Genomic DNA, 24742 nt, shown 5'->3' with positions numbered 1-24742 from the left:
GGACCAGGGTGCCGTCGCACGCGTGATCAAGACGGGAGTGTTTGTTGGTGGGTGTCGTTCTCAACATCGAAAACGGGAAGCGGGAGCCTGCTTCCATCAAGGATCTCATCGATCTGACATCCGCCGACATGGGCCGCGTCAACGAATTGATCCTGTCCAAGGCCGGCTCCGACGTCGAGATGATCCCGGAGGTCGCCAACCATCTGATCTCGTCGGGCGGCAAGAGGCTGCGTCCAATGCTGACGCTCGCCGCCGCCCAGATGTTCGGCTATTCCGGCGAGGGCCACGTCAAGCTCGCCACCTCGGTTGAATTCATGCACACCGCCACGCTGCTCCATGACGACGTCGTCGACGAGAGCGGCATGCGCCGCGGCAAGAAGACCGCGCGCATGATCTGGGGCAACCAGGCCAGCGTCCTGGTCGGCGACTTCCTGCTCGGCCAGGCTTTTCGCATGATGGTCGATGTCGGCTCGCTGGAAGCGCTCGACATCCTGTCCAGTGCCGCCTCCATCATCGCCGAGGGCGAGGTGATGCAGCTTGCCGCCGCCAAGAACCTCGACACCACCGAGGACGAGCATTTCGCCGTCATCAAGGCCAAGACCGCGGCACTCTTCTCCGCCGCCGCCGAGGTCGGTCCGGTGATCGCATTGGCGACGCGCAACGATCGCGCGGCATTGCGCTCCTACGGCATGAATCTCGGCCTTGCCTTCCAGCTCATCGACGATGCGCTGGATTACGGCGGCTCCAGCCAGGAGCTGGGCAAGAATGTCGGTGACGATTTCCGCGAGGGCAAGGTGACGCTGCCGGTCATCCTCGCCTACCGGCGCGGCACCAAGGCCGAGCGCACCTTCTGGAAGCGCGCCATCGAGGACAATGTCACTGACGATGCCGGGCTGGAAAAGGCGATCGGCCTGATGACCCGCCATGGCGCCATTGCCGACACGATCGGCCGAGCCCGCCATTTCGGCGAGATCGCCCGCGACGCGCTGGCGCCGCTGGAAGCGACGCCGCAGAAATCGGCGCTGATCGACGTCATCGATTTCTGCATCAGCCGGGTGAACTGAGGCCGCTATGCGACTGGCATGACTGAGCTGGATCGGATCCAGCTCAGTACTGGCCGGCAGAGATATTCCAGCGTCTGTGAAATACTTCACGGTGCAGTCCTTTTCGCTGGATTATACAGTCCAAAAATTTACCGCTTGTTGGTTGACGTCGCGTCAAACTCAAGTGGTGGACTGTCCAGGATGGTCTTGGTCAAGAGAAATTTTATTTTCAGCATTGACTCCAAAGCAAGACAGTATTTCTATCTAAGATAGCGATGGGTTTTAGTGGCTCCGTAAGAGAGAATAATCCCTTCGAAGTTTGCAAAATTCTGATTTGTCTCGACATTGGTCGAGGGCTTTTGCTGTTGTCTGTCTGGCGAAGGCAGGCTTTGTTAGAATCTTGCATTGGGATGGGGAATGGCGGCCAGGTGGGGACTTGGCTCGCTATATAGGACCTTGCTGGGGGGCATTGTCATATGAACAGAATTCTTGTTGTCGTGTTTTGCCTGCTCTTGGCCGGCTGCACCTCATTTACAATCGGCGAGCCGTACGACAAGGCTATCGACGACGAACTGAACGCCTTCCAGAAGTCCGCGGCCGAGTTCATCAAAACCATGCAGATGAACGCCGGAACACCCAAGGGGGCCTATGACTCCGACGGCGCCAGGAAATACTATGCGGCCGCGGCCGCCAGCCTCTCCAATCTGCAACTGAGAGCCGATGTTCTCAGCAGCCGGACATGCCCTACATCAAAAGCCCTTCAGCTAATTGCATCGATTGGTCTTGATACCGGCGAAGCTGCGATAGCCAAGGCGGAAGGTCAGGTTGGTGGCGCCGACCCGTCGGCTCTTGATGTTTCCGGTAACTGCATAGCGGTCGTCATTCGCGGCGTGCGCATGGCGCAGGACGATCTCGAGGGTGACCATCGGGAGGCGGGACGCCTTACACCAACGGTGGCTTTGCTCGACAGCCAGGAGATTGACGCGTCGGTGCGCGTTGCTTTGACAGCCTTGCGCGCAAAGAATTACTGAGGAGGAAGCATCATGGCTCTCGACGTCGGGGATATCGGCTCCAAAATCGTCACGCAGGCCGCGCAAATAGCCGGCAGCAGTTGGAAATCCATGGCGACCGCCGCGACCGTGGAGTTGCGGGGGCTGGCTCAGCGCATAGCTTTGATCATTGAAGCGGTTGCGAATGGCGAGCTTAGTCAGACACGTGCCAAGCAGCACCTGAAAACCGCCCGGTTCCATGTCGTCGCAACCATAGCCATGTTGACGGTGATGATGGAGGCCGCAATCGAAAAGATCGTGAAAGGCGCTCTGGCGATCGTCAAGGAAAGCGTCAACAAGGCTGCGGGTTTTGCGCTGCTGATCTAGGCGCCTGGCTGTTTGACGGCAAATCGCACTTAGGCGTCTCGACAATCGGCTGCTTGGCAAATTATCTATAAAACATGGCAAAGACCGCAGACGACACCATCGCCGTGCGCATCAGCAAGGTGCTCGCCGATCGCATCATATCGGGCGCGATCGAGCCGGGGGCCCGGCTGCGGCAGGACCACATCGCCGAGGAATTCCAGACCAGCCATGTCCCGGTGCGCGAGGCCTTCCGGCGTCTCGAAGCGCAGGGGCTGGCGATCGGCGAGCCCAGGCGAGGCGTGCGGGTCGCCGCCTTCGATCTCGGCGAAGTCAGGGAAGTCGCCGAAATGCGGGCGGCGCTCGAAGTTCTGGCGCTACGCCACGCTGCGCCGCATCTGACGGCGGCCATTCTCAACCTTGCCGAAGAAGCTACAAAGGCCGGTGACAAATCCCGCGATGTCCGCTCCTGGGAGGAAGCCAACCGCACTTTCCATCGGCTGATCCTGGCACCCTGCGGCATGCCGCGGCTCATCGCCACCATCGACGATCTGCATGCGGCAAGCGCACGCTTCCTGTTCGCCGCCTGGCGCTCGGAATGGGAAATCCGCACCGACCAGGATCACCGCGCGATTCTCACTGCGCTCAGGCAAGGCAACACCGAGTCGGCCGCCGCGACCCTTGGCCGGCACGTGCAATGGATCGGCCAGAAACCGGTCAGGACCGCCTCCGGCAAGATGCGCGAAGCCTTCGCCATCGTCGGGTAAGGCAAGCGCGGAATCTAACATCAAGAACATCGCTGTTTCGGATGGCTCCTAGCCTTTTTCAGGGTGAGGGGTTGCCATCTCCGCGCAAATATGGATTCGATAATAGATCGAACAACGAAATTATCTATAATTTCAAACCAGCAGGGAAGCCGCCATGACCGACATCGCCTTTTCGCCCTCCAAGCCCTCCTTCAGCCCGTTGCGCCTGCAGACCCGCCCGCTTGGCTGGCAGGTCGGAGCCGTCGTCCTCGGCACGCTGTTTCTGGCGCTGTCCTCCTACATCGAAGTGCCGATGGTGCCGGTGCCGGTAACCATGCAGACCTTCGCGGTGACGCTGATCGGCGCGCTTTATGGCTGGCGGCTTGGCGCCATCACCATCGCTGCATGGCTCGTCGAGGGTGCTGTCGGCTTCCCGGTTCTGGCCGGTGGCGCTGCCGGCGTGGCGCATTTCGTCGGGCCGACCGGTGGCTATCTCTTCGCCTTTCCGCTTGTCGGCGCGCTTGTCGGCTGGCTGGCCGAGCGCGGCTGGAACGGCAGCCAGGTGGTGCTTGCCTTCGCTGCCATGGTCCTCGGTAATCTCGCCTGCCTGGTTCTCGGCACGATCTGGCTCGCCGCCATGATCGGCCTCGAACAGGCCATCACCTTCGGCTTCCTGCCCTTCCTCGTCGGCGGCTTGCTGAAGTCGGCGCTCGGCGCCGCGACACTCAAGCTCTTCTCCGGCAATAAGACTGAACCGGCTGGGAAGGCATCATAAAGACCGATGACCGTCAGACTGCGCTCCCATCATCTGCTTTGCCTGCTGACCTATGTCGGCAAAGGGTACAGCGCAGCCTTCATCGCCAATTATGATGCAATCGCAAAACGTCTTGGCCGGGGCGAGGATATCCTGATCGTCGCCGGCCCAGACGATATCTGCCAGCCGCTGCTCGGCGAGGCCGAGCCGCACTGCTTGCGCGAAAGCGCCGCCGGCCGGGACGAACTGGCGGCACGCGATGTCGGCAAACTGCTGGCCCGGCCGGTCCAGGCCGGCGCCCGCTTCAGCCTCGACGCGGCAACGCTTGCCGGCCTGCGCGCCGCCTTTGCAGCCGGTGTGACGCGGGAGGCCTGCCAGGGTTGCGAGTGGGCCGGCCTGTGCACCACTGTCGCGGCAGGTGGATATCGCGACGTCAGGCTGTAGCTCCCCACCCCGATCTGCTATTATCCCGGACCGACAGTGTGTGCGTTGCCATGGTTTGTTAATCGGGTGACCCGATTGTGAATTCGGCCCGGATTGAAGCCTGACCCCAAAAAGGCCATGCTTTGTCCGGAAACATCGAGTCTATGGCGGTCCCGCCTGTGTGCGGGTCGCGTCTGGCTGAAAGGGATACGATGCGGCAAGGACGTGTGCGCTGGCTCGCAGGGCTGGCAATTGTGGCAGGGATGGCGATTTCTCCGCTGCCCGCCTACGCCAAGGAATCGACCGACCCGGTCAAGATCACATCCTTCTCGGGCGCTTATCTCGCCGCCCGCATCGCCGAAGGCGACAACGACCTCGACAATGCCATCGCCTATTACAAGCAGGCGCTGGCCTTCAATCCCGGCGACACCTCGCTGCAGCAAAGCCTGATGCTGTCGCTGATCGCGCAAGGGCGCTTTGAGGAATCGCTGGTCTATGCCGACAAGCTCAAGGAAGTGCCCGATGTCGAGCGCTTCTCGCGGCTGGCGCTGGCGGTCGATTCTTTCCACAAGAAGGATTTCACCAAGGCGCAGTACTGGCTCAAACTGTCGCTCGAATCCGATCTCGATCGGCTGATTTCCGGCGTCATGTCCGGCTGGGCGCAAGAGGGCGCGGGCGATGCCACCGGAGCGATGGCCTCGATCGACAAGCTGCAGGGGCCGGACTGGTTCGGCCTGTTCAAGTCCTTCCACCGCGCGCTGATCGCCGATGCCTCAGGCATGTCGGACAAGGCCGATGCGCTCTATGACGCGACCCTGACCGACACTACGGCCGGCGGTGCCGCGCCCGAGACATGGATGCGCAACGCCCAAGCCTATGCGTCGTTCCTGGCCCGTAAGGGCGACAAGAACAAGGCGCTCTACGTGCTCGACAAGGCCGACGCCTTCGCGCCGGGCAAGCTCGACATCCAGGCGCTGCGCGACAGGATCAGCAAGGGCGACAAGATCGAGCCCTTCGTCGCAAGCCCGTCGGAAGGCGCCTCCGAAATCCTGCTCGACCTCGCCATCGCGCTCAATCGCGGCGGCGGCGAGCCGTTCGTGCGCCTCTATCTGCAGTATGCGCTGGCGCTGAAGCCCGACAGCGATGCCGCTTTGGTACAGCTTGCCGCCGTTGCTGAGCAGCTGAAGGACGGCGAAGGCGCCATTGCGCTCTACCGCCGCATCCCGGCCAACTCGCCGCTGAAGGAGCTTTCCGACCTGCAGCTCGGCCTCAACCTTGCTGATCTCAACCGTCACGACGAGGCGATCGCCCATCTGAAGGCCTTCGTCGACGCCCACCCGGATGACATGCGCGCCTATCTGGCGCTGGGCGGGGTCTATGCCTCGAAGGAGGATTTCCGCTCCGCCGCCACCCTCTACGACAAGGCGGTTGAGGTGCTGAAGACACCGACCAATGCCAACTGGAACATCTTTTACCAGCGCGGCATCGCCTATGAGCGGCTGAAGGAATGGCCGAAGGCCGAGCCGAATTTCCGCAAGGCGCTGGAACTGTTCCCCGACCAGCCGCAGGTGCTGAACTATCTCGGCTATTCCTGGGTCGACATGAACATGAACCTCAAGGAAGGCCTGGCTATGATCCAGAAGGCCGTCGATATCAGGCCGAGCGATGGCTACATCGTCGATTCGCTGGGTTGGGCCTATTTCCGCATGGGCCGGTTCGACGACGCAGTGCGTGAAATGGAGCGCGCCGTGTCGCTCAAGCCGGAAGATCCGGTGCTCAACGACCATCTCGGCGATGCCTACTGGCGCGTGGGCCGCAAGCTGGAAGCCACCTTCCAGTGGAACCAGGCGCGCGACCTGAAGCCCGATCCCGATGTGCTTGCCACGTTGCAGCAGAAGCTGATGAAGGGCCTGCCGCCGATCGAATCCAACACCGCGCAGGAAACCCCGAAGGTCAAGCCGGTCGCCCCGGCGCCTGCGCCGAAAGGCTGATTGGGCAGCTGATACTCGTTTAAGCGGGGCTCATTGGAGCCCCGTTTTCGTTTCAGAACTGCATCAAAACAGCTTCCGATAGACGACAAACCCCGAGAGATCACCGACCTTGTCGTAAAGTTTCATCGCGGTGTGGTTGGTCTCGTGTGTCAGCCAGTAGACGCGGCCCGAGCCTGCGGCTTTCGCCCGCTCGTACACGCCCTCGATCAGCGTCCGGCCAACGCCTTTGCCGCGCGACGCCTCGGTGGTGAAAAGGTCCTGCAGATAGCAGTTCGGCGAAATCGCCGTGGTGGTGCGGTGGTAGAGATAGTGGACGAGACCGAGAAGCTTGCCCTCGCTCTCGGCGACCAGCGCATGCATCGGCTCATAGGCGTCGAAAAAGCGCGACCAGGTCATTGCGGTGATATCGCCGGGCAGAGCGGTCTCGCCCGAGCGGCCGTAAAAGGCGTTGTAGCCGTCCCACAGCGGCAGCCATTGCTCGTAATCCTGGCGGGTGATGGGGCGCACGATGGACTGGCCTTGCATGGCTGAACCTTTGTCGTTGGAACTCGGGCGAGCAGACGGCCGCAAGCGCCGTCCGGCAATGGGCCAGCCGGAAGCAAAGCGTTCAACCTCTCAGATCCGGCGGCGATAGGCGCTGCCTTGACGCTTGCCGGCCCGGCAACTGGATCGGGCCGACGTTCGGTTGAATCGTCGACCCGATCCAGTTGCTTGTTAGAGCATGATCTCTGGACAAAACGTTTCCCGTTTTGTCCGAGAAAACCGGTTTCCACTTTTCGGGTTGATGCTTTAAGGGAATGTCTTCTTTTTCGCGCTTTCCGAGGCCGCCGTGACGTCAGACAGTCCAGCCCATATGCATCCCAGCCGCTCGTTCCAGGGGCTGATCCTGACCCTGCACAATTACTGGGCCGCCTATGGCTGCGTCATCCTGCAGCCCTACGACATGGAGGTCGGCGCCGGCACCTTCCATCCGGCAACCACGCTGCGCGCGCTCGGTCCCCGGGGCTGGAACGCCGCCTATGTGCAGCCCTCGCGCCGGCCGAAGGACGGCCGGTATGGCGAAAACCCCAACCGGCTGCAGCACTATTACCAGTACCAGGTGATCCTGAAGCCCAATCCGCCGAACCTGCAGGAGCTCTATCTCGGCTCGCTCAAGGCGATCGGCGTCGATCCGCTGCTGCACGATATCCGCTTCGTCGAGGACGACTGGGCAAGCCCGACGCTGGGCGCCTGGGGACTTGGCTGGGAGTGCTGGTGCGACGGCATGGAAGTGTCGCAATTCACCTATTTCCAGCAGGTCTGCGGCATCGAATGCGCACCGGTGGCGGGAGAACTGACCTACGGGCTGGAGCGGCTGGCCATGTATGTACAGGGCGTCGACAATGTCTACGACCTCAACTTCAACGGCCGCGAAGGGCCTGAAAAAGTCACCTATGGCGAGGTCTTCCTGCAGGCCGAGCAGGAATATTCCAGGCATAATTTCGAATATGCCAACACCGCCATGCTGCTCAGGCACTTCGAGGATGCCGAAGCCGAGTGCAAGGCGCTGCTTGCGGCCGGCGCTCCGGCCTCGAATGACAACCTGCCGATGCACCGCATGGTCTTCCCGGCCTATGACCAGTGCATCAAGGCCAGCCACGTCTTCAACCTGCTCGACGCGCGCGGCGTGATTTCGGTGACCGAGCGGCAGAGCTACATCCTGCGCGTGCGCAACCTGGCGAAGGCCTGCGGCGAGGCGTTCCTGATGACCCACGCCGGCGGACTGGCGGCCTGACGTCACCGATCGGGTGCTGACCGCTTGAGCGTCGACCGTTGCGCGTCTAGCGTGTGCAGGGCGCGGATGAGGAGTGGCTGGCGTGAGCATCTTCAAGAATTTCTCGGCAGGCACCACTTGGGTGATCCGCCTCTTGTGGGTCCTCATAGCCATCGATGTCATCGCTGTCGTGTCGGGCTATTTCGAGTTCCAGCTTCTGGTCGACATCGGAAGCGGAAGCGCCAGCTACGACGTCTCGGCGGCCGCCGATTCGAGCGACAACAGGCAGAGGATTGTCGGTACCATCCAGGTCGTTCTCTGGCTGGTAGCCGGGGTGAGCATCCTCGCGTGGATAAGATTGGCCAACAAGAACGCCAGGGCGCTTGGCGCCACCGATATGGAGTTCACGCCGAACTGGGCGATCGGCTGGTACTTCATCCCGGTCGCCAATCTGTGGAAACCGTATCAGGCGATGGCTGAGATATGGCAGGCGAGCGGCGGGTCGAAAAGCTGGAAGACAGAGTCGGTGCCTGGCATCCTGGTGATCTGGTGGTTCGTCTGGCTGGCATCCAACATATTCGGCCGTCTGGCATTTCAGCTGACCAGGAAAGCGGAGGAAATTCCGGAACTGCAGGATGCCAGTCTGGCGCTGATGGCCTCCGATGTCATCAGCGTGTTCTTGAGCCTGGCCTTTCTGGAGGTCGTCAAGGATATCTCGCGGCGGCAGATGGCCCCACCCGCGGCAGCCCGGGAGGAAGTCCCGGAGCAGCCGGATCTCGCCTAGGCGGAAGGTGATACGGTGTAGGTTACATCAGGCGCGCTCTGGCTGCTCGATCCGGCCATGGTCCGCATGGCCTGCCGCACGCCCGGCATCGAGAAGGCGCCATGGGCCTGCGCGGCGAAACAGGCGCTGAGCGCGATGATCTGGAGAAGTCTCGATGCCGTTTTCATGGTCGTTCAGCCAATAGGTTCCCTGCCTGAGCGTTGGTCGCTTCAGCGCTGCGTTTGGTTCATGGAAATCTTTGATCCAAGGACGGGCGGGGTCGGCTCGCCCCGACAGGGCGGTGAGAATTTCTGGAAATTGATGGTGGTTACGTCGATTGGGCAGAGCAATCGCATAGGGCGCTCCCCCTCTCCGTCTCGGCTTCGCCGAGCCACCTCTGCCCCGCTCCCGCGGGGGCGAGGAACCCAACCCTATGAAGGCCGCGACCTCTGCGATTAGCGTTTCCTCGCCCCCATGAAATGGGGGAGAGGTGGCCGCGCAGCGGACGGAGAGGGGGCTGGCACTGCCATATGCGATTGGCTTGCGGGGTAGAGGGTGACAGCGGCGAGCCGAGTTGCTATGCCCCGCCGACCATTGTCGCGCGAGCCCAACCATGCCTGACCTACTTCTAGAACTTCGCTCCGAGGAAATACCGGCTCGCATGCAGCGCAAGGCGGCGGGCGATCTCAGGAAGATGCTGACCGACGGTCTGGTCGAGGCGGGTCTGACCTATGACGCCGCGCGCGAATACTGGACGCCGCGGCGCCTCACGCTCGACATCAGGGGCCTGACCGCGCGCTCGAAGGACATCCACGAGGAGATCAAAGGGCCGTCGACGACGGCGCCGGAGCAGGCGGTGCAGGGCTTTCTGCGCAAGGCAGGCCTTGCCTCGGTTACCGAGGCGCACGTCCATTCCGACCCGAAAAAGGGCGATTTCTACGTCGCCCATATCTCCAAGCCGGGCAGGGCGGCGGAAGCGATCATCGCCGAACTGGTGCCGGCCATCATCCGCAGCTTCCCCTGGCCGACATCGATGCGCTGGGGGCCGGCTTCGGCGAAGCCCGGCTCGCTGCGCTGGGTGCGGCCGCTGCAGACGATCCTGTGCACCTTCGGCCCGGAGACCGAGGAGCCGGTCGTGGTCGATTTCGAGATCGACGGCATCCGTTCCGGCAATGTCACCTACGGCCATCGTTTCATGGCGCCCGGTGAAATCACCGTGCGTCGCTTCGACGATTACGTGACCAAGCTGGAAGCGGCCAAGGTCGTGCTCGATGGCGATCGCCGCAAGGAGATCATCCTGGCAGACGCCCGCAATCTCGCCTTCGCCAATGGGCTCGATCTGGTCGAGGACGAAGGGCTGCTGGAAGAAGTGTCGGGCCTTGTCGAATGGCCGGTGGTGCTGATGGGCGAATTCGAGCAGGCCTTTCTCGCCATTCCGCCTGAAGTGGTCCGGCTGACCATCCGAGCCAACCAGAAATGCTTCGTCACCCGGCCGCAGGGCGACGGCGAAAACCTCTCCAACCGCTTCATCCTCACCGCCAACATCGAGGCCAAGGACGACGGCAGGGAGATTGCGCACGGCAACGGCAAGGTGGTGCGTGCCCGCCTGTCGGATGCGCTCTATTTCTGGAAGACTGACCAGGGCGATCTGCCCGATCTCGGGCAGCTCGAGGCATCGGCGAAAAAGTTCGGGCTCGATCTGAAGAAGCCGCTCGACCAGCGCATGGCCCGCCTCGACCATCTCAATGTGACCTTTCACGCCAAGCTAGGCACGCAAGGCGAGCGGGTGGAGCGGATCAAGCGGCTGGCAGAAGAGATCGCCGACACCTTGTCGAAGCAGCCGAAATTCTTCGACGGCAAGCTTCTGTCGGCCGACGAGTTGAACGCTGAGCAGGTATACCTGCGCAAGCGCGCCGGACGTGCCTCCGTGCTGGCCAAGGCCGATCTCACGACAGAAGCCGTGGGAGAGTTTCCGGAACTGCAAGGCGCCATGGGGCGCAAATATGCGCTGCTGCAAGGCGAGCATCCGTCCGTGGCCGCAGCCATCGAGGAACACTACAAGCCGCAAGGTCCGTCCGATCGCGTGCCGACCGATCCGGTGTCGATTGCCGTAGCGCTGGCCGACAAGCTCGACACGCTGGTCGGGTTCTGGGCGATTGATGAAAAGCCGACCGGGTCGAAGGATCCCTATGCGCTGAGAAGAGCCGCACTCGGCGTGGTAAGGGTGTTGGTCGAAAATCGGATCAGATTGCCCCTGAAAGCAGTGGCCGAGATTGCGTCCGAAGACGTTGCAAATCACATTCGCGATCCCAAGGTCGACCGGCAATTCGAGATTGCCGCCGAACTCGAGCAGCAGCTTGGGGGAGATTCGCTAACCGATCTCGTCATCGAACGGGACTCTGCGATCTCTGACAACACATTCGAGCGTTCCCAAGCGAGACAGCAGCAAGAGATCAACAATCTCCTCGCCTTCTTCCACGATCGTCTGAAAGTCTATCTCCGCGATCAGGGCGCCCGCCACGATCTCATCGACGCGGTCATCACGCCGCAGTCGGACGACCTCTTGCAGATCGTGCGCCGTGTCGAAGCGCTCGGCTCCTTCCTCGACACAGAGGATGGCAAGAACCTGCTCGCCGGCACCAAGCGCGCGGCCAACATTCTGGCGGCCGAGGAGAAGAAGAAAACGCTCGTCGCCGAGACTGTTGAGCCGGCGCTGTTTCGTGAAGACGCCGAGAAATCGCTGTTTGCGGCGGTGAATCAGGCTGAGAAGCAAGCCGGCGAAGCGATTCAAAACGAAGACTTTTCCGCCGCCATGCTGGCGCTTAGCGTGTTGCGCGAACCGGTTGATTCATTCTTTGAACGCGTTCTCGTGAATGATGAAGACCAGGCCGTGCGCGCCAACCGCCTGGCGCTGCTGGCCCGCATTCGCGCAGCCACCGATCAGGTCGCGGACTTCTCCAGAATAGCTGGCTAAAGGCGCAGAAAAATATCTGCCCGGCCGGCCGTTCGAGCCGGCTTACAGTCATATGGCGATGATCTCTCTGTGGCAAAAAGGACATGTTCCCAACCCCACGGAGGCTTCCATGAATTCCGCTCACGACATCGAAGTGACAGAAGAAACCTCGGGCACTCCCGAGGCGCTTGAATCCGCTTCCGAAAACCTTCTCGACCACGCCGCTGCCACGGCGGTCGAGGCCGCCGACCTGTCGGATGACGAGGAAGGCGATGACGATGACAGCGACGAATCGGGCGAGGAAGAAGGTGACGAAACCACCGCTTCTTCCGACGACGATGAGGACGAGGAAGACGACGAAGATGAAGACGACGACAGCGTGAAGGCCGAAGCCGGCGGCGCTGACGAGACCGAGGAATCCGACGACGAGGACGAGTCCGACGACGGCGACGACAAGGAAGAAGCGGCCTGAGCTTTCAGGCGACCGACATCAAACGAGAAGGGCGGCGTTCACACGCCGCCCTTTTGTTTCGAGGTTGACGAAGTCAATCCTCCCGAGGCTGACTTTGTCAGTCCTCCAAAATGCTGACATGCACGCTGTCTGAATAGACATCGACCTGGATCAGCGGCTCGCCATTGACGATGGCGTTCCGTGTCGAGGAACTCATCGCGCCGCCGCGCTTCAGCAGGCGCTCCAGATAGGCGCGATCGTCGTTGCTGCTGAACCAGTCGTCGCCCTGGTCGTCGGCGTCGCGGCGGTGGAACTTGTGCCAGTTGGCGCGGTCCTGCCGCACCATCTGTGCGGCGCTGCTCAATTCATAGCCGTCGCTGGCATGATGGTCGCGATCGGAAATCCGCGCGACATAGGAGCCCAGCATGTCGTCACCGGCCTGCGCGCTGCCGATGCCCAGAAAAGACGCCAGCAACAGGCCGGCCACGGTCAATGATTTCGCCTTGTTCATGATAACCCCCTTGCTCACATAAAACCCGGCGCGCTCATGCCAAACCCGATGGGCAAAATTGGGGCCGCCGCAGACAAAGACGATCGTGCGTCGGGGCGCCGATCGGCGTCAAGCGCAATGGATTGGCGCAATGGCTTACTTGACTTTGTCGACGCCGGGGATCGGCGGCTGCGGGGTTGCCGCCGGCTGTGGCGCCACCGGCTGCGACTCGGGCTTGCCGTTCGATGCCGTCGCAGTTCCGGCCGGAGCGGTCTCTGCCCCAGGCTTCGTATCGGTTGTGGGTGCCGCGGTAGCGGTGGCGGTTGGCTTGGCCGGCGCCGGCGCGGCGAAGGCGCCGCCGACGACGCCGCCGCGAATGATCATCGGGTTCTGGTTGCCATGCCTGGGCTTCTCAGGGATCGCCGCGACCTTTTCATACGTCACGTCGGGCTGGGCATCGCCGAGCGCCACGATCGATGGCGACGAAGCGATCTTGACCGGTTCGGCTCCGCCAACCTTGATGATCGATGGCGTCGAGGTCGAGACGCCGAGAAAGACGATCGACGAGGCCTGTGCCCCACCGGTCATCGCCGCCAGGGTGAAACCAAGCGCTCCAAGCACACGCATCGACATCGCAACCGTCCCCTTGCCCAACAAGCCGGTAGCCTTAACCCCAGTGGATTGATGCCGGCTTGCAGGGAAAGATAACATTTTAGGCATTGATAATTCACCAACGCCGGCTTGCCCGAAAATCAACGCCGTACTAGGTCCGGCGCCTGTGAGGTGAACAGAGTGGCTGAGATATTACCCGTCGGCGAAGCGATGGAGCGGGCGCTGGCGCTGCTTGAGGGTGGCGACGTCGTCGCCATTCCGACCGAGACCGTCTACGGATTGGCCGGCGATGCCACCAATGGCGTCGGTGTCGCCCGCATCTTCGAAGCCAAGGGCCGGCCGCGCTTCAATCCGCTGATCGCCCATGTCGCCGATCTGGCGATGGCCGAGCGCATTTCGATCTTCGATCCGTTGTCGGAACGATTGGCCGAGGCGTTCTGGCCGGGACCGCTGACACTGGTGCTGCCGCAGCGCCCCCGCAACGGCATTCATCCGCTGGTCACCGCCGGACTGGATACGATCGCGCTGCGCATGCCCAGGGGGTTCGGCGGCGAGCTGATTGCCAGGCTCGGCCGACCACTGGCGGCGCCCAGCGCGAACTCTTCGGGCAAGATCAGCGCCACGACGGCGCAAGCCGTAGCCGCCGATCTCGGCGCCAAAATCCGGCTGGTGGTCGATGGCGGCGCCACTCCGGTCGGACTGGAATCGACCATCGTCAAGGTCGAAGGCAACACTGTGCGGCTGCTGCGGCCGGGCGGCATTGCCGCCGCCGACATCGAGGCGGCCGTCGGCACAAAGTTGCTGCGCGGCGCGACGGCTGGCATAGAGGCGCCAGGCATGCTGGCGTCGCACTACGCGCCGGGCGCATCTGTGCGGCTCAATGCGCAAAGCGTGGGCGAAGGCGAGGCCTTGCTGGCCTTTGGCGGCGACCGCGCCGAAGGCTGGCAAGCGGCTGTCGCCATACGCAACCTGTCCGCATCGGGCGACCTGCGCGAAGCCGCCAGCAATCTGTTTGCTTATTTGCAGGAGCTCGACCGCAGCGGTGCGGCAACGATCGCCGTCGAGCCGATCCCGGTCGATGGGCTGGGCGAGGCGATCAACGATCGGCTGTTTCGTGCCGCCGCCCCACGTGACAAGCTCGACTGAGCGCCATAGTTTCTGCCCATGAACGACGCCCCTTTCGATCTCGATCCCGCCCTCATCGACCGCTTCACCGCAATCGTCGGCGACAAATATGCGCTGCGCGACCAGGCCGATATTGCGCCCTACCTCACAGAGCGGCGCGGGCTGTGGCACGGCAGGACCGGGCTGGTGCTGCGTCCGGGCAGTGTCGACGAGGTCAGCCGCATCATGCGGCTGGCGAGCGAGACCGGAACGCCGGTCGTGCCGCAGAGCGGCAACACCGGGCTGGTCGGCGCCCAGGTGCCCGACGCGTCCGGCCGCGAGATCGTGCTGTCGCTGTCGAGGCTGAACCGCATCCGCGAGATCGACGTCTTCTCCAACACGGTAACCGTTGAGGCCGGCGTCATCCTGCAGACGCTGCAGGAAGCGGCCGATGCCGCCGATCGTCTGTTTCCGCTGTCGCTTGCCGCGCAAGGGTCCTGCCAGATCGGCGGCAATCTCTCGTCCAATGCCGGCGGCACCGGGGTGCTTGCCTATGGCAATGCGCGCGAACTTTGCCTCGGCGTCGAAGTGGTGCTGCCCACCGGCGAGGTGTTCGACGATCTGCGCAAATTGAAGAAGGACAACACCGGCTACGATCTGAAGAACCTGTTCGTCGGCGCCGAAGGCACGCTCGGCATCATAACCGCGGCGGTGCTGAAACTGTTTCCCAAGCCCAAGGGGCGCGAAGTCGCCTTTGCCGGCCTGTCGTCGCCGGAAGCAGCCCTGTCGCTGTTCAGCCTCGCGATGGATAGGGCAGGGGCGGCACTCACCGCTTTCGAGCTGATCGGCCAGCGTCCTTATGATTTCACGCTGCGCCACGCACAGGGCGTCACCCGGCCGCTGGCCGAGGACTGGCCCTGGTACGTGCTGATGCAGGTCTCCTCCGGTCGCTCTGCCGAGGACGCCAGGGGGCTGATCGAGGAGGTGCTGTCGGAAGGCCTCGAGCAAGGCATCGTCGGTGACGCGGTGATCGCGGCAAGCCTGGCGCAGGGCGACGCCTTCTGGAATTTCCGCGAGGTCCTGCCGGATTCGCAAAAGCCCGAAGGCGCTTCGATCAAGCATGACATTTCGGTGCCGGTGGCATCCATTCCGGCGTTCATCGCCAAGGCTGCGGGCGCTGTCGCCTCGGTTAGCCCTGAGGCACGCGTCGTCTGCTTCGGCCACATGGGCGACGGCAATCTCCACTACAACATCTCGCGGCCGCAGGGGGCTGACGATGAAGCGTTTCTCGACCTCTATCACGCCATGAATCATGCCGTGCATGATGTCGTGCGCGCCTTCCACGGCTCGATCTCGGCCGAGCACGGCATCGGCCAATTGAAGCGCGACGAACTGATCGCCACCGCGCCGCCGATTGCGATCGATTTGATGCGCCGGGTGAAGGCCGCCTTCGATCCGGCCGGGATCATGAATCCCGGTAAGGTTATCTGATCCTTTCAACATCTTGGGGTTGGTCTTATTCCGATAACCATCCACTGAGATCAGCAAAATTTAACTGACTTTCTTAAGCCGGGCGGTAAGTAGCCCGCGCTACTGTTTCACACAACGAGGCCGGGAAAACTGGCCCGGTGGGATCCGTGAAAACGGGCTCTCAGGAGAAACACAGGAAGGCAGTAGATGAACAGTGTACTGAAGCCCGTCTGGGCCGGGCGCAACATGCGCCTTGACCCATTCCGCCTGCCGCAAGTGGTGAGCTATGCCACGCGCGACGACTATGGCGACGTGACCTTCACCATCGATCAACGTGGCGCCGTCATCCGCCGCACGCTCGAGATGAGCGGCGTGCCGGCGATCATCGCGCTGCCCGCAAACGCGTTTCGCGGCGTCGCCGCCCGCGCGATGGAGGATCCGGAAGGCAATGTCACGGTAACCCTGGAACTCCTGCACCACGATCCGATGCTGTCGGTGCCGTTGCTGGTGGCCGACGACCTCGACGACGTCGCCGCCGACTGGCGCGCCTGGGCCGATGCCTACCGCCTGCAGATGCTGCTGATCGAATCCGACGGCGTTGCCCGCACGCTGGAAGAATCGCTTGGCGCCGCCATCAAGGCGCTGCCGGCCAAGGATCGCCGCAAGGGCCGGGTCTCGACCACGCGCCGCCCACGCTTCCTCGCCCGCCGCAGGGCCGGCGATCTCGGCCTGCGACTGGTCATCGACGGCGAAGAGATCATTTCGCGGGAGTGAGAAGCGGTCCGCGATAGCGGACGAAAAGCCAATTGCTTGGCTTTTCGAGCTTCGAACGGTGAGGGCCCGGTCCGCCTTCGGGCGGATCAAAAGGTCCAGTGGACCTTTTGAAGGGGCTGAACGCCCGAAGGGCAGGGAGCCTGCGAAGGGCCGGGCGCCGACGCTTTACCTTCTCCCCTTGTGGGAGAAGGTGGCCGAGCGAAGCTCGGTCGGATGAGGGGTGTTCCAGGGAACGCCAACGCCTCATTCCGTCACGCACCCCTCAACCGTCTCGGCGCTATCGCGCCGATCCACCTTCTCCCAGAAGGGGAGAAGGAAGAGGCCGCTACACCAGCGGCTTCAGCGCCACCCACAGCGAGCCGCCGATCAGGCCGAGGAAGATCAGCCAGCCGACCTGGTTGTTCGATTTGAACAGCCGCAGGCACTGGTCGGGATCGTTGATATCCAGAACCGCTATCTGCCGCGCCATATGTGCGCCGGCGGCGATCAGCCCGGCCAACGCCACCACCGGCGCTTGCGCCGCGGCAAAGGCGATGGCGAAGCACACCAGCGTGCCGCCATAGAGCCCGACCAGCCAGGTCTTGGTGTTGTCGCCGAACAGCCGCGCCGTCGAACGCACGCCGACAATGGCGTCGTCTTCCTTGTCCTGGTGCGCATAGATCGTGTCGTAGCCGATCACCCACAGGATCGAGCCGATATAGAGCATGATGGCCGGCCCATCGAGGTCGCCAAACTCCACCGCCCAGCCCATCAGCGCGCCCCAGGAGAAGGCCAGCCCAAGCACGAATTGCGGCCAGTTGGTGAAGCGCTTCATGAAGGGATAGACGGCAACGATCACCAAAGAGACGATGCCGAGCGGAATGGCGAAGTCGTTGAACTGCAACAGCACGACGAGGCCCAGCAAGGCCTGGATGACCAGGAACGCCCAGGCCTGGCGGCGGGTCACCTTGCCGGCCGGCAGCGGCCGCGAGCGCGTGCGCTCGACCTTGTTGTCGATGTCCTGGTCGACAATGTCGTTGTAGGTGCAGCCGGCGCCGCGCATGGCGACGGCGCCGACAAAGAACAGGAACAGGAACCACGGCGACGGCAGCAGCGTCAGCAGCGGGTCGGTGGGGCGCGGATAGGCGCTGGCCGCTAGTGCCGCCGACCACCAGCAGGGCCACAGCAGCAATTGCCAGCCGATCGGCCGGTCCCAGCGCGCAAGCTGCGCATAAGGCCACAGCCAGCGCGGCAGTATCTTGTAGACCCAATGCCCGCTCGGCGCGTCGGCGACGCGGCCCTGTGCGGCTTTCGACTGGATGGTTTCCATCGTGCTGGAGTGGCAGCAGCAGCGAGCGCCGTCAAGCGGCCGCATTGTCGCTCAGGCGGTGAAAACATCGTGGCTGGCAAACCATTCCTTCGCCACCTCGATGAAGGCCAGCGCCGCCTTCGACAGCCTTTGCCTTGTGTCATGGGTGAGGATGATGCGCTGCATCGGCAGCGGATCGGACAGCGGCTTGCAGACCAGCGGCAGGCCGTCATAACTCCTGTCGCCATAGGGCCTGGTGTAGCTCACCGCGACGCCGAAGCCGTTGGCGACCATGCTGCGCTGCAGTTCGAACGAACTCGTCGTCGATTGCGAGACGGGCGACAGGCCGCGGCTGAGGAACAGATCCAGCATATGCTGCCAGCTGTGCGGCTGGTCGGTGGTGATGAGAGGATGGGTCGCCAGTTCGGCGAGGCTGACGCTGGCCTGGCTGGCCAGCGCGTGGCCTTGCGGCAAAAGCGCGTGCGGCCGCAACTCATGCAGCAGGATGCGGGCGAAGTGCGAGGGCAGGCCGAGATCGTAGGTCAGGCCGAGATCGATGGCGGAATCACCGAGCCGCCGGCCCAGCGTCTCGAAGGTCTCGTCGCGCACGACCACAGTGACAGCCGGGCAGCGCTGCGAAAACGCGCGGATCAGCGCCGGTGCGAAATAGGGCGCCAGATCCTCGAAACAGCCGAGCACCAGCTCGCCGCCGACATCGGCGTCGCGCGTCCCCAGCCCAACCAGTTCATCCGCTTCTGCCAGCACCTGCTTTGCCTTCGCCACCGCGCCGCGACCGAACGAGGTCAGCGCGATGCCGCTGCCGCGCTGGCGCACGAACAATTTCTGGCCGAGCGTCGCTTCGACATTGTCGATCGCCACCGAGATCGAGGGCTGCGAGACGTTCAGCATCCGGGCGGCTGCGGTGACGCTGCCGTGACGGGCGACAGCGACGAGATAGCGCAACTGGGTGAGGGTCAGGTTCATAGGCCAAAGCTATAAGAGAGATGAGAAGTTATTATTTTACGCGATGTACGGCGGCTGCGATAGTCGTCATCGAAACAGGGGAGACATGAGATGGCCGCCAGATATATCGATGCCGTAGCAATTGCCGATTACCAGCGTGACGGCGCGGTCTGTGTCCGCGGTGTGTTCAAGGACTGGGTCGATACCATCGCCGCCGGTATCGAACGCAACATGCAGAACCGCAGTGCGACTGCGTCCGATATCGCCAATGGCAAGGGCAGCTTCTTCGACGATTACTGCAACTGGGAGCGCATCCCCGAATTCGTCGATGTGGTGCGCAATTCCCCGGCCGCCGAACTCGCGGCGGCAGCGATGCAGTCGCGCAGCGCGCAGTTCTTCCACGACCATGTGCTGGTCAAGGAGCCCGGCACGCAGAAGCCGACGCCCTGGCACCAGGACATCCCCTATTACTTCGTCGACGGCAGCCAGACCGTCAGCTTCTGGATCCCGATCGACCCGGTCAAGGAAGCGACGCTGCGGCTGATCGCCGGCTCGCACAAATGGGAAAAGATGGTTCTGCCGGTACGCTGGCTGAACGATGACAATTTCTACGCCGGCGAGGGCGACTATCGGCCGGTGCCCGATCCCGACAACGACCCGTCGCTGAAGGTGCTCGAATGGGAGATGGAACCGGGCGACGCCATATTGTTCGACTTCCGCACCGCGCACGGCGCGCGCGGCAATCTGACGTCGGCGCGGCGCCGGGCGCTGTCGCTGCGCTGGGTCGGCGACGATGCGCGCTATGTCGAGCGCCCCGGCCGCACCTCGCCGCCCTATCCCGGCCATGACATGAAGCCCGGCCAGAAACTGCGCGAGGACTGGTTTCCGGTCATCTACCAGAGCTGAGCGGTCCACTTCGCTTGCCGGTGCGCGCGACGTTCCCGTGCGCAACCGGCATCGTGCAAGGCAAAGCTCTTGACCCGCGCCGCCCGGCGCAATAGCGCAGTCCCTGTCGTGAAATGACAAGGGACATCGGCATGCGCGTTTTGTTGATCGGCTCCGGCGGCCGCGAACATGCCCTGGCCTGGAAGCTCGCGGCTTCGCCGCTCTTGACCAAGCTCTATGCCGCTCCCGGCAATCCGGGCGTCGCCAAAGAGGCCGAGCTGGTCAAACTCGACATCGCCGACCATGCCGCTGTCGCCACCTTCTGCAAGAACAACGCGATCGACCTCGTCGTCGTCGGGCCGGAAGGGCCGCTGGTGGCCGGCATTGCGGATGATCTGCGCGATCAGGGCATCCGCGTCTTCGGCCCGTCGAAGCGGGCGGCAAGGCTCGAAGGCTCGAAAGGTTTTACCAAGGACCTCTGCGCGAAATACGACATCCCGACCGCAGCCTATGGCCGCTTCACCGATCTGGCCGCGGCCAAGGCCTATGTCGAAAAGGTCGGCGCGCCGATCGTCATCAAGGCCGACGGGCTCGCCGCCGGCAAGGGCGTCACCATCGCCATGACGCTGGACGAAGCACGAGCCGCGCTGGACGCCTGTTTCGACGGCGCCTTTGGCGATGCCGGCGCCGAAGTGGTGGTCGAGGAATTCATGACCGGCGAAGAGGCGAGCTTCTTCTGCCTGTGCGACGGCAAGACCGCTCTGCCCTTCGGCACCGCGCAGGACCACAAGCGCGTCGGCGACGGCGACATGGGCCCCAACACCGGCGGCATGGGCGCCTATTCGCCGGCGCCGGTGATGAGCCCCGAAATGGTCGAGCGCACCATGCGCGAGATTGTCGAGCCGACCATGCGCGGAATGGCCGAGCTTGGCGCGCCCTTCGCCGGCATTCTCTTCGCCGGGCTGATGATCACCGACAAAGGGCCGAAGCTGATCGAATACAACACCCGCTTCGGCGATCCCGAATGCCAGGTGCTGATGATGCGGCTGAAGGACGATCTCCTGGTGCTGCTCAACGCCGCCGTCGACGGCCAGTTGGCGCATAGCTCTATCCGCTGGCGTGACGATGCTGCACTTACTGTGGTGATGGCGGCGCGGGGTTATCCCGGCACGCCGGAGAAAGGCTCGGTCATCCGCGGGCTGGACGAAGCCGCAGGCGATGGTGTCGAGATTTTCCACGCCGGCACCGCCATCAATGGCGGCGCGCTGGTCGCCAATGGCGGCCGCGTGCTCAACATCACGGCGACAGGCAAGACGGTCGGCGAAGCGCAGGCCCGTGCCTACGCCGCGCTCGACCGCATCGACTGGCCGCACGGCTTTTGCCGCCGCGACATAGGCTGGCAAGCGGTGGCGCGGGAAAAGGCCGAGGCGAGCTAAGCAATTCCAGGAAAAGTGTGAAGCGGTTTTCCCGGGAAAAGCGCATAGCGCGCTTTCCCTGAGGAATTGCGCAAAAACAAAGAGTTCAGCGCTCGCGAACGAGTCCCGTCGAAGCGGTGCTGACCGGGTCGGCGGCCTGGGAGAAGGCGGCCTCGAGCAGGGCCTCCGAGCGATACGCGGTCCGCTTCCAGGCGACGTATTCGGCAATGCCGAAGCGGGCGCGGCGCGGCACCGTCTTGACCACCGGCATGCGGAAGGCGGCGCGGAATGTCTGCCAGCGCGCGCCGAGCACCGTCACCATCTCCTCGACCGTCGGCGGCGTCGCCACGTCGGCATAGGTGATGGTGACTTTGCCGGCCAGCCCTGCAGCGCGCGAAACCGGCACCGGGATCGAGGCGAGGTAGTCGGCCGGCACATTGATCAGGCCGCCAAAGGGCCATTGCTGGCGCAGTGCCACCGCGTCCATCGGCGCGACGTTGACGTCGATGTCGTTGGGCGTGCCGGCGACGCGGTAGGGGCAGCGCAAGCGGCCGCAATTGGCCTGCGCCGAAAACTGCCACAGCGCATAGCCCTGCCAGTTGCCCATCGGAAAATGCACGTCGATGTCGGGCTTGTAGCGCGCATACCAGAGCGGCAGCCGCGACAAGAGCCGATATTGATAGCGATTGTCGGCGATGAACTGGGCGGTCTTGCCGTTGGTATAGAGTATCGGGAAACGGCCGAGCCGCCGGTGCACCTGGCGCACGAATTTCTCGGCATCCTCGAGCGACATCCACTGTGTCGGATCGTTGCCTTCGAGGTCGAGGGCCATGAGATCGTCCGGCGCCGGTTCGGCGAAATCGATAAAATTGTTCGCCTGCTCGACCGGATTGCCGGGGCGGGCAAGATGATAGGCGCCCCATTTCAGGCCCAGTGCCTTGGCCACCACCTTGCGCGTCTGGAACAGCTCGCGCGTCACCGCATAGCGTTTCCACAGCGTCTTGCAGAGTTTGACCGTGGTTTCGTCGCCATAGCAGAAATAGGGCGGCGGCAGCCCATCCGAGGCCTTGTTGATGAAGCCGACAATGCGCTTGTCGGTGGCGAGCTGCGCCCAATCGATGGAATTGTATTCATAGGCATCGATTACCAGCGCGCGGTCGCCGTCCCGCCACGGCTCCGAGAAATCGGAAGCTTGTGCCGCCGATATCAGCGCCATCATCGCCGCAAGAGCGATCGCTGAGCGGCGAAGAAGATGCGCCGGCGTTTTCAAACAGGGAGTCCCCGCTGACCAAACACCGATGGTGAACTGCTATGGTTAAGGAAATGCTTTCAAGGTGACATCTGATCTCCCCCCTTGTGGGGGAGATGTCCGGCAGGACAGAGGGGGGCGCTGTCCCTCGGACCTTTCAACCGATCGCAGTTGCGACCAGAGGCTTGTCCCGGTTGGTTGAGAAGTGAAAAAGGTTGGCGTTCCTTCACGCCCCCCTCTGCCCTGCCGGGCATCTCCCCTACGAGGGGGAGATTGGCAGCTCCGCCGCTCACCACGCGATTTCGCCATAGAATGACGAAGTCGCGAAGCTTCAACCAAGGTCACGAAGGTCAGTGCAAAATCCGCGTGACAAAGTTTGACGTTTACGTAAAAAGAAGGTCGGAGGCCGCCCAAAGGCGGATGGTTTTGCGTCGTCCCGGGTCCTAGGATCGAGGAGGGCGAGCAGCGGAGGAGAAAGCGGCATGTACAAGGCGCCGGTCGACGACATTTCGTTCACGCTGAAGCATGTCGCCGGTCTCAAGCCGGCGCTCGATGGCGGCGCGTTCGGCGATCTTGGCGAAGACCTTGTCGACGCCATTCTGGCCGAGGCAGGCCGTTTCGCCAGCGAGGAAGTCGCGCCGCTCTACAAGATCGGCGATGAGCACGGCGCGGTGCTGAAGGATGCCGCCGTCACCACGCCGCCCGGCTGGAAGGCGCTTTACCGCAGCTGGATCGACGGCGGCTGGAACGCGTTGTCGGGGCCGGAAGAATTCGGCGGCCAGGGCCTGCCCACCATGCTCGGCGTCGCAGCGCTCGAAATGTGGAACTCCGCCGCCATGGCCTTCGGCATCGGCCCGACTCTGACCATGGGCGCGGTCGAAGCGCTGGACAAACACGCGTCCGAGGCGCTCAAGGCAAAGTATCTGGCAAAGCTCGTCTCTGGCGAATGGATGGGGACGATGAACCTGACCGAGCCGCAGGCCGGTTCCGACCTCGCCGCTCTGCGCACCCGCGCCGAACCTGCCGGCGACGGCACCTACCGCATCTTCGGCCAGAAAATCTTCATCACCTATGGCGAGCACGATTTCACCGACAACATCGTCCATCTGGTGTTGGCGCGGCTGCCCGACGCGCCGGCCGGCACGCGCGGCATTTCGCTGTTCCTGGTGCCGAAATTCCTGGTCAAGGACGACGGCTCGCTCGGCGCCCGCAACGACGTCTTCTGTTCCGGCCTCGAGCACAAGCTCGGCATCCATGCCTCGCCGACCTGCACCATGATCTATGGCGACGGTTTTGGCGGCGTGACGCCCGGCGCCATCGGCTGGCTGATCGGCGAGGAGAACAAGGGGCTGGCCTGCATGTTCACGATGATGAACAACGCCAGGCTGTGTGTCGGCATGCAGGGCGTGGCGGTGGCTGAAGCCGCGACGCAGAAGGCGATCGCCTATGCCAATGAGCGCCGCCAGGGCAAGGCGTCGGATTATGCGGGCGCCGGCATGGCGCCGATCGTCCATCACCCCGACGTGCAGCGCAATCTGCTCACCATGAAGGCGCTGACCCAGATCGCCCGCGCCATCTCCTATTCCTGCGCCCACGCCATCGACCTTGCGCGGGTCTCGGCGGGCGACGAGGCCGCGCATTGGCGCGACCGCGCCAATCTCTTGACGCCGCTGGCCAAGGCCTTTTCCACCGATGTCGGCGTCGACGTCGCATCGCTCGGTGTCCAGGTGCATGGCGGCATGGGTTTTATCGAGGAGACGGGTGCTGCGGCGCTCTATCGCGATGCCCGCATCGCGCCGATCTATGAAGGCACCAACGGCATCCAGGCCATCGACCTGGTGGCGCGCAAACTGCCGCTCGGCGGCGGCGAGCATGTGCATGGCTACATCGCCGAACTGAAGGCGGTCGCCGATCAAGTGCGGACCTCGAACCTGCAGGGCTTCGGCCGCACCGCCGAGACCCTCGACCGCGCGTTCGATGATCTCACCGAGGCAACGCGCTTCCTGCAGAAGCTGCTGGCCGAAGGCCGTCTGGACGAAGCGCAGGCGGGTGCGACGCCCTATCTCAGGCTGATCTCGCTTGCCGCCGGCGGCGCCTATCTGGCGCGCGGCGGGCTTGCCGAGCAGAACCGCATCGCCCTTTGCCGCTTCTTCGCCGAAAACCTGCTTGGCGAAGTCAGCGCCTTGAAGGACCGTGTCATCGATGGCGCCGAGAGCCTCACTGCTGCCGGCAAGACGCTGATATCAGCCTGAATACTGAAAGC

The 24742-nt window shown here is 63.3% G+C and carries 24 protein-coding genes; 17 read left to right on the top strand and 7 right to left on the bottom strand.

The genetic code is table 11. From position 1 onward, the window contains the following. Positions 1-47 precede the first annotated feature (47 nt). From AC1DZ8_RS28575 to AC1DZ8_RS28545, 7 genes are all read left to right on the top strand, one after another. Entirely contained in the window at positions 48-1064 is a 1017-nt protein-coding gene (locus AC1DZ8_RS28575; RefSeq protein ID WP_454573971.1) for a polyprenyl synthetase family protein, read from the top strand. 455 nt (positions 1065-1519) lie between these two features. After that, entirely contained in the window at positions 1520-2074 is a 555-nt protein-coding gene (locus AC1DZ8_RS28570; RefSeq protein ID WP_477302902.1) for a hypothetical protein, read from the top strand. Between the two features lie 12 nt (positions 2075-2086). After that, positions 2087-2419: a hypothetical protein gene (locus AC1DZ8_RS28565; protein WP_477302900.1), complete on the top strand. Its 333-nt coding sequence runs from the start codon at positions 2087-2089 to the stop codon at positions 2417-2419. Positions 2420-2493: 74 nt separating this feature from the next. Next, a complete protein-coding gene (locus AC1DZ8_RS28560) occupies positions 2494-3162 on the top strand; it encodes a GntR family transcriptional regulator (RefSeq protein ID WP_477302898.1) in 669 nt (222 codons plus the stop codon). Between the two features lie 154 nt (positions 3163-3316). Continuing rightward, the gene (locus AC1DZ8_RS28555) at positions 3317-3916 is read left to right on the top strand and encodes a biotin transporter BioY (RefSeq protein ID WP_477302896.1); all 600 of its coding nucleotides are present in this window, start codon (positions 3317-3319) and stop codon (positions 3914-3916) included. Positions 3917-3922: 6 nt separating this feature from the next. Then, a complete protein-coding gene (locus AC1DZ8_RS28550) occupies positions 3923-4339 on the top strand; it encodes a DUF1284 domain-containing protein (RefSeq protein WP_477302894.1) in 417 nt (138 codons plus the stop codon). A gap of 191 nt (positions 4340-4530) precedes the next feature. Next, positions 4531-6309 (top strand): tetratricopeptide repeat protein, encoded by a 1779-nt coding sequence (locus AC1DZ8_RS28545; protein WP_477302892.1) that lies wholly within the window; start codon positions 4531-4533, stop codon positions 6307-6309. A 63-nt stretch (positions 6310-6372) separates the two neighbouring features. On the opposite strand, the gene AC1DZ8_RS28540 is transcribed toward AC1DZ8_RS28545, so the two are convergent. Next, positions 6373-6834 carry an N-acetyltransferase family protein gene (locus AC1DZ8_RS28540; protein ID WP_477302890.1) on the bottom strand — a complete coding sequence of 154 codons (462 nt, stop codon included), beginning with the start codon at positions 6832-6834 and terminating at the stop codon, positions 6373-6375. Positions 6835-7138: 304 nt separating this feature from the next. Here AC1DZ8_RS28540 and AC1DZ8_RS28535 point away from each other — a divergent pair, with 304 nt between their 5' ends. Together AC1DZ8_RS28535 and AC1DZ8_RS28530 are read left to right on the top strand one after the other, a co-directional pair. Further along, on the top strand, positions 7139-8083 hold the full coding sequence (locus AC1DZ8_RS28535; protein WP_477302888.1) for a glycine--tRNA ligase subunit alpha: 945 nt from the start codon (positions 7139-7141) through the stop codon (positions 8081-8083). Between the two features lie 82 nt (positions 8084-8165). Further along, a complete protein-coding gene (locus AC1DZ8_RS28530) occupies positions 8166-8846 on the top strand; it encodes a DUF4328 domain-containing protein (protein WP_477302886.1) in 681 nt (226 codons plus the stop codon). On the opposite strand, the gene AC1DZ8_RS28525 is transcribed toward AC1DZ8_RS28530, so the two are convergent. Next, positions 8843-9013, bottom strand: a complete 171-nt coding sequence (locus AC1DZ8_RS28525; protein WP_477302884.1) for a hypothetical protein — start codon at positions 9011-9013, stop codon at positions 8843-8845. The two genes, AC1DZ8_RS28530 and AC1DZ8_RS28525, sit on opposite strands and share 4 nt — an antisense overlap. A gap of 425 nt (positions 9014-9438) precedes the next feature. Here AC1DZ8_RS28525 and glyS point away from each other — a divergent pair, with 425 nt between their 5' ends. Both glyS and AC1DZ8_RS28515 read left to right on the top strand, forming a co-directional pair. Then, positions 9439-11799, top strand: coding sequence for a glycine--tRNA ligase subunit beta (gene glyS, locus AC1DZ8_RS28520; protein ID WP_477302882.1), 2361 nt, complete (start codon positions 9439-9441; stop codon positions 11797-11799). Between the two features lie 109 nt (positions 11800-11908). Beyond that, positions 11909-12250 carry a hypothetical protein gene (locus AC1DZ8_RS28515; protein WP_477302880.1) on the top strand — a complete coding sequence of 114 codons (342 nt, stop codon included), beginning with the start codon at positions 11909-11911 and terminating at the stop codon, positions 12248-12250. 97 nt (positions 12251-12347) lie between these two features. On the opposite strand, the gene AC1DZ8_RS28510 is transcribed toward AC1DZ8_RS28515, so the two are convergent. Both AC1DZ8_RS28510 and AC1DZ8_RS28505 read right to left on the bottom strand, forming a co-directional pair. Beyond that, positions 12348-12740 carry a hypothetical protein gene (locus AC1DZ8_RS28510; protein WP_477302878.1) on the bottom strand — a complete coding sequence of 131 codons (393 nt, stop codon included), beginning with the start codon at positions 12738-12740 and terminating at the stop codon, positions 12348-12350. Positions 12741-12875: 135 nt separating this feature from the next. Beyond that, on the bottom strand, positions 12876-13352 hold the full coding sequence (locus AC1DZ8_RS28505; RefSeq protein WP_477302876.1) for a hypothetical protein: 477 nt from the start codon (positions 13350-13352) through the stop codon (positions 12876-12878). A gap of 159 nt (positions 13353-13511) precedes the next feature. Here AC1DZ8_RS28505 and AC1DZ8_RS28500 point away from each other — a divergent pair, with 159 nt between their 5' ends. From AC1DZ8_RS28500 to AC1DZ8_RS28490, 3 genes are all read left to right on the top strand, one after another. Then, positions 13512-14477, top strand: a complete 966-nt coding sequence (locus AC1DZ8_RS28500) for an L-threonylcarbamoyladenylate synthase (RefSeq protein WP_477302874.1) — start codon at positions 13512-13514, stop codon at positions 14475-14477. An 18-nt stretch (positions 14478-14495) separates the two neighbouring features. Then, entirely contained in the window at positions 14496-15926 is a 1431-nt protein-coding gene (locus AC1DZ8_RS28495) for an FAD-binding oxidoreductase (protein ID WP_477302872.1), read from the top strand. Between the two features lie 186 nt (positions 15927-16112). Further along, a complete protein-coding gene (locus AC1DZ8_RS28490) occupies positions 16113-16679 on the top strand; it encodes a DUF6101 family protein (RefSeq protein WP_477302870.1) in 567 nt (188 codons plus the stop codon). A 325-nt stretch (positions 16680-17004) separates the two neighbouring features. On the opposite strand, the gene ubiA is transcribed toward AC1DZ8_RS28490, so the two are convergent. Beyond that, positions 17005-17988, bottom strand: coding sequence for a 4-hydroxybenzoate octaprenyltransferase (gene ubiA, locus AC1DZ8_RS28485; protein WP_477286958.1), 984 nt, complete (start codon positions 17986-17988; stop codon positions 17005-17007). Between the two features lie 51 nt (positions 17989-18039). Further along, positions 18040-18951, bottom strand: a complete 912-nt coding sequence (locus tag AC1DZ8_RS28480; RefSeq protein ID WP_477302868.1) for a LysR family transcriptional regulator — start codon at positions 18949-18951, stop codon at positions 18040-18042. A gap of 90 nt (positions 18952-19041) precedes the next feature. On the opposite strand from AC1DZ8_RS28480, the gene AC1DZ8_RS28475 reads away from it, so the two are divergent. Next, positions 19042-19836, top strand: coding sequence for a phytanoyl-CoA dioxygenase family protein (locus AC1DZ8_RS28475; protein WP_477302866.1), 795 nt, complete (start codon positions 19042-19044; stop codon positions 19834-19836). A gap of 131 nt (positions 19837-19967) precedes the next feature. Then, complete coding sequence (gene purD / locus AC1DZ8_RS28470; protein ID WP_477302864.1) at positions 19968-21251, top strand: phosphoribosylamine--glycine ligase; 1284 nt, start codon at positions 19968-19970, stop codon at positions 21249-21251. An 85-nt stretch (positions 21252-21336) separates the two neighbouring features. Here the strand turns inward: purD and AC1DZ8_RS28465 are convergent, their stop codons facing one another. Then, positions 21337-22449 carry a glycoside hydrolase family 25 protein gene (locus AC1DZ8_RS28465; protein ID WP_477302952.1) on the bottom strand — a complete coding sequence of 371 codons (1113 nt, stop codon included), beginning with the start codon at positions 22447-22449 and terminating at the stop codon, positions 21337-21339. A gap of 512 nt (positions 22450-22961) precedes the next feature. On the opposite strand from AC1DZ8_RS28465, the gene AC1DZ8_RS28460 reads away from it, so the two are divergent. Further along, a complete protein-coding gene (locus AC1DZ8_RS28460) occupies positions 22962-24731 on the top strand; it encodes an acyl-CoA dehydrogenase family protein (protein ID WP_477302862.1) in 1770 nt (589 codons plus the stop codon). Positions 24732-24742 lie beyond the last annotated feature (11 nt).

The sequence above is a fragment of the Mesorhizobium sp. P2_F7 genome, from assembly GCF_056403695.1.
This window is presented reverse-complemented; position numbering and strand designations above follow the sequence as displayed.

Excerpts from the sequence above, each read along its gene's own strand:
- AC1DZ8_RS28565 (WP_477302900.1), top strand. The coding sequence starts at position 2,087 with ATGGCTCTCGACGTCGGGGATATCGGCTCCAAAATCGTCACGCAGGCC.
- AC1DZ8_RS28555 (WP_477302896.1), top strand. The coding sequence starts at position 3,317 with ATGACCGACATCGCCTTTTCGCCCTCCAAGCCCTCCTTCAGCCCGTTG.
- ubiA (WP_477286958.1), bottom strand. The coding sequence starts at position 17,988 with ATGGAAACCATCCAGTCGAAAGCCGCACAGGGCCGCGTCGCCGACGCG.
- AC1DZ8_RS28550 (WP_477302894.1), top strand. The coding sequence starts at position 3,923 with ATGACCGTCAGACTGCGCTCCCATCATCTGCTTTGCCTGCTGACCTAT.
- AC1DZ8_RS28495 (WP_477302872.1), top strand. The coding sequence starts at position 14,496 with ATGAACGACGCCCCTTTCGATCTCGATCCCGCCCTCATCGACCGCTTC.
- AC1DZ8_RS28475 (WP_477302866.1), top strand. The coding sequence starts at position 19,042 with ATGGCCGCCAGATATATCGATGCCGTAGCAATTGCCGATTACCAGCGT.
- AC1DZ8_RS28560 (WP_477302898.1), top strand. The coding sequence starts at position 2,494 with ATGGCAAAGACCGCAGACGACACCATCGCCGTGCGCATCAGCAAGGTG.
- AC1DZ8_RS28545 (WP_477302892.1), top strand. The coding sequence starts at position 4,531 with ATGCGGCAAGGACGTGTGCGCTGGCTCGCAGGGCTGGCAATTGTGGCA.
- AC1DZ8_RS28460 (WP_477302862.1), top strand. The coding sequence starts at position 22,962 with ATGTACAAGGCGCCGGTCGACGACATTTCGTTCACGCTGAAGCATGTC.
- AC1DZ8_RS28570 (WP_477302902.1), top strand. The coding sequence starts at position 1,520 with ATGAACAGAATTCTTGTTGTCGTGTTTTGCCTGCTCTTGGCCGGCTGC.
- AC1DZ8_RS28490 (WP_477302870.1), top strand. The coding sequence starts at position 16,113 with ATGAACAGTGTACTGAAGCCCGTCTGGGCCGGGCGCAACATGCGCCTT.
- AC1DZ8_RS28540 (WP_477302890.1), bottom strand. The coding sequence starts at position 6,834 with ATGCAAGGCCAGTCCATCGTGCGCCCCATCACCCGCCAGGATTACGAG.
- purD (WP_477302864.1), top strand. The coding sequence starts at position 19,968 with ATGCGCGTTTTGTTGATCGGCTCCGGCGGCCGCGAACATGCCCTGGCC.
- AC1DZ8_RS28480 (WP_477302868.1), bottom strand. The coding sequence starts at position 18,951 with ATGAACCTGACCCTCACCCAGTTGCGCTATCTCGTCGCTGTCGCCCGT.
- AC1DZ8_RS28510 (WP_477302878.1), bottom strand. The coding sequence starts at position 12,740 with ATGAACAAGGCGAAATCATTGACCGTGGCCGGCCTGTTGCTGGCGTCT.
- AC1DZ8_RS28515 (WP_477302880.1), top strand. The coding sequence starts at position 11,909 with ATGAATTCCGCTCACGACATCGAAGTGACAGAAGAAACCTCGGGCACT.
- AC1DZ8_RS28465 (WP_477302952.1), bottom strand. The coding sequence starts at position 22,449 with ATGATGGCGCTGATATCGGCGGCACAAGCTTCCGATTTCTCGGAGCCG.
- AC1DZ8_RS28525 (WP_477302884.1), bottom strand. The coding sequence starts at position 9,013 with ATGAAAACGGCATCGAGACTTCTCCAGATCATCGCGCTCAGCGCCTGT.
- AC1DZ8_RS28505 (WP_477302876.1), bottom strand. The coding sequence starts at position 13,352 with ATGTCGATGCGTGTGCTTGGAGCGCTTGGTTTCACCCTGGCGGCGATG.
- glyS (WP_477302882.1), top strand. The coding sequence starts at position 9,439 with ATGCCTGACCTACTTCTAGAACTTCGCTCCGAGGAAATACCGGCTCGC.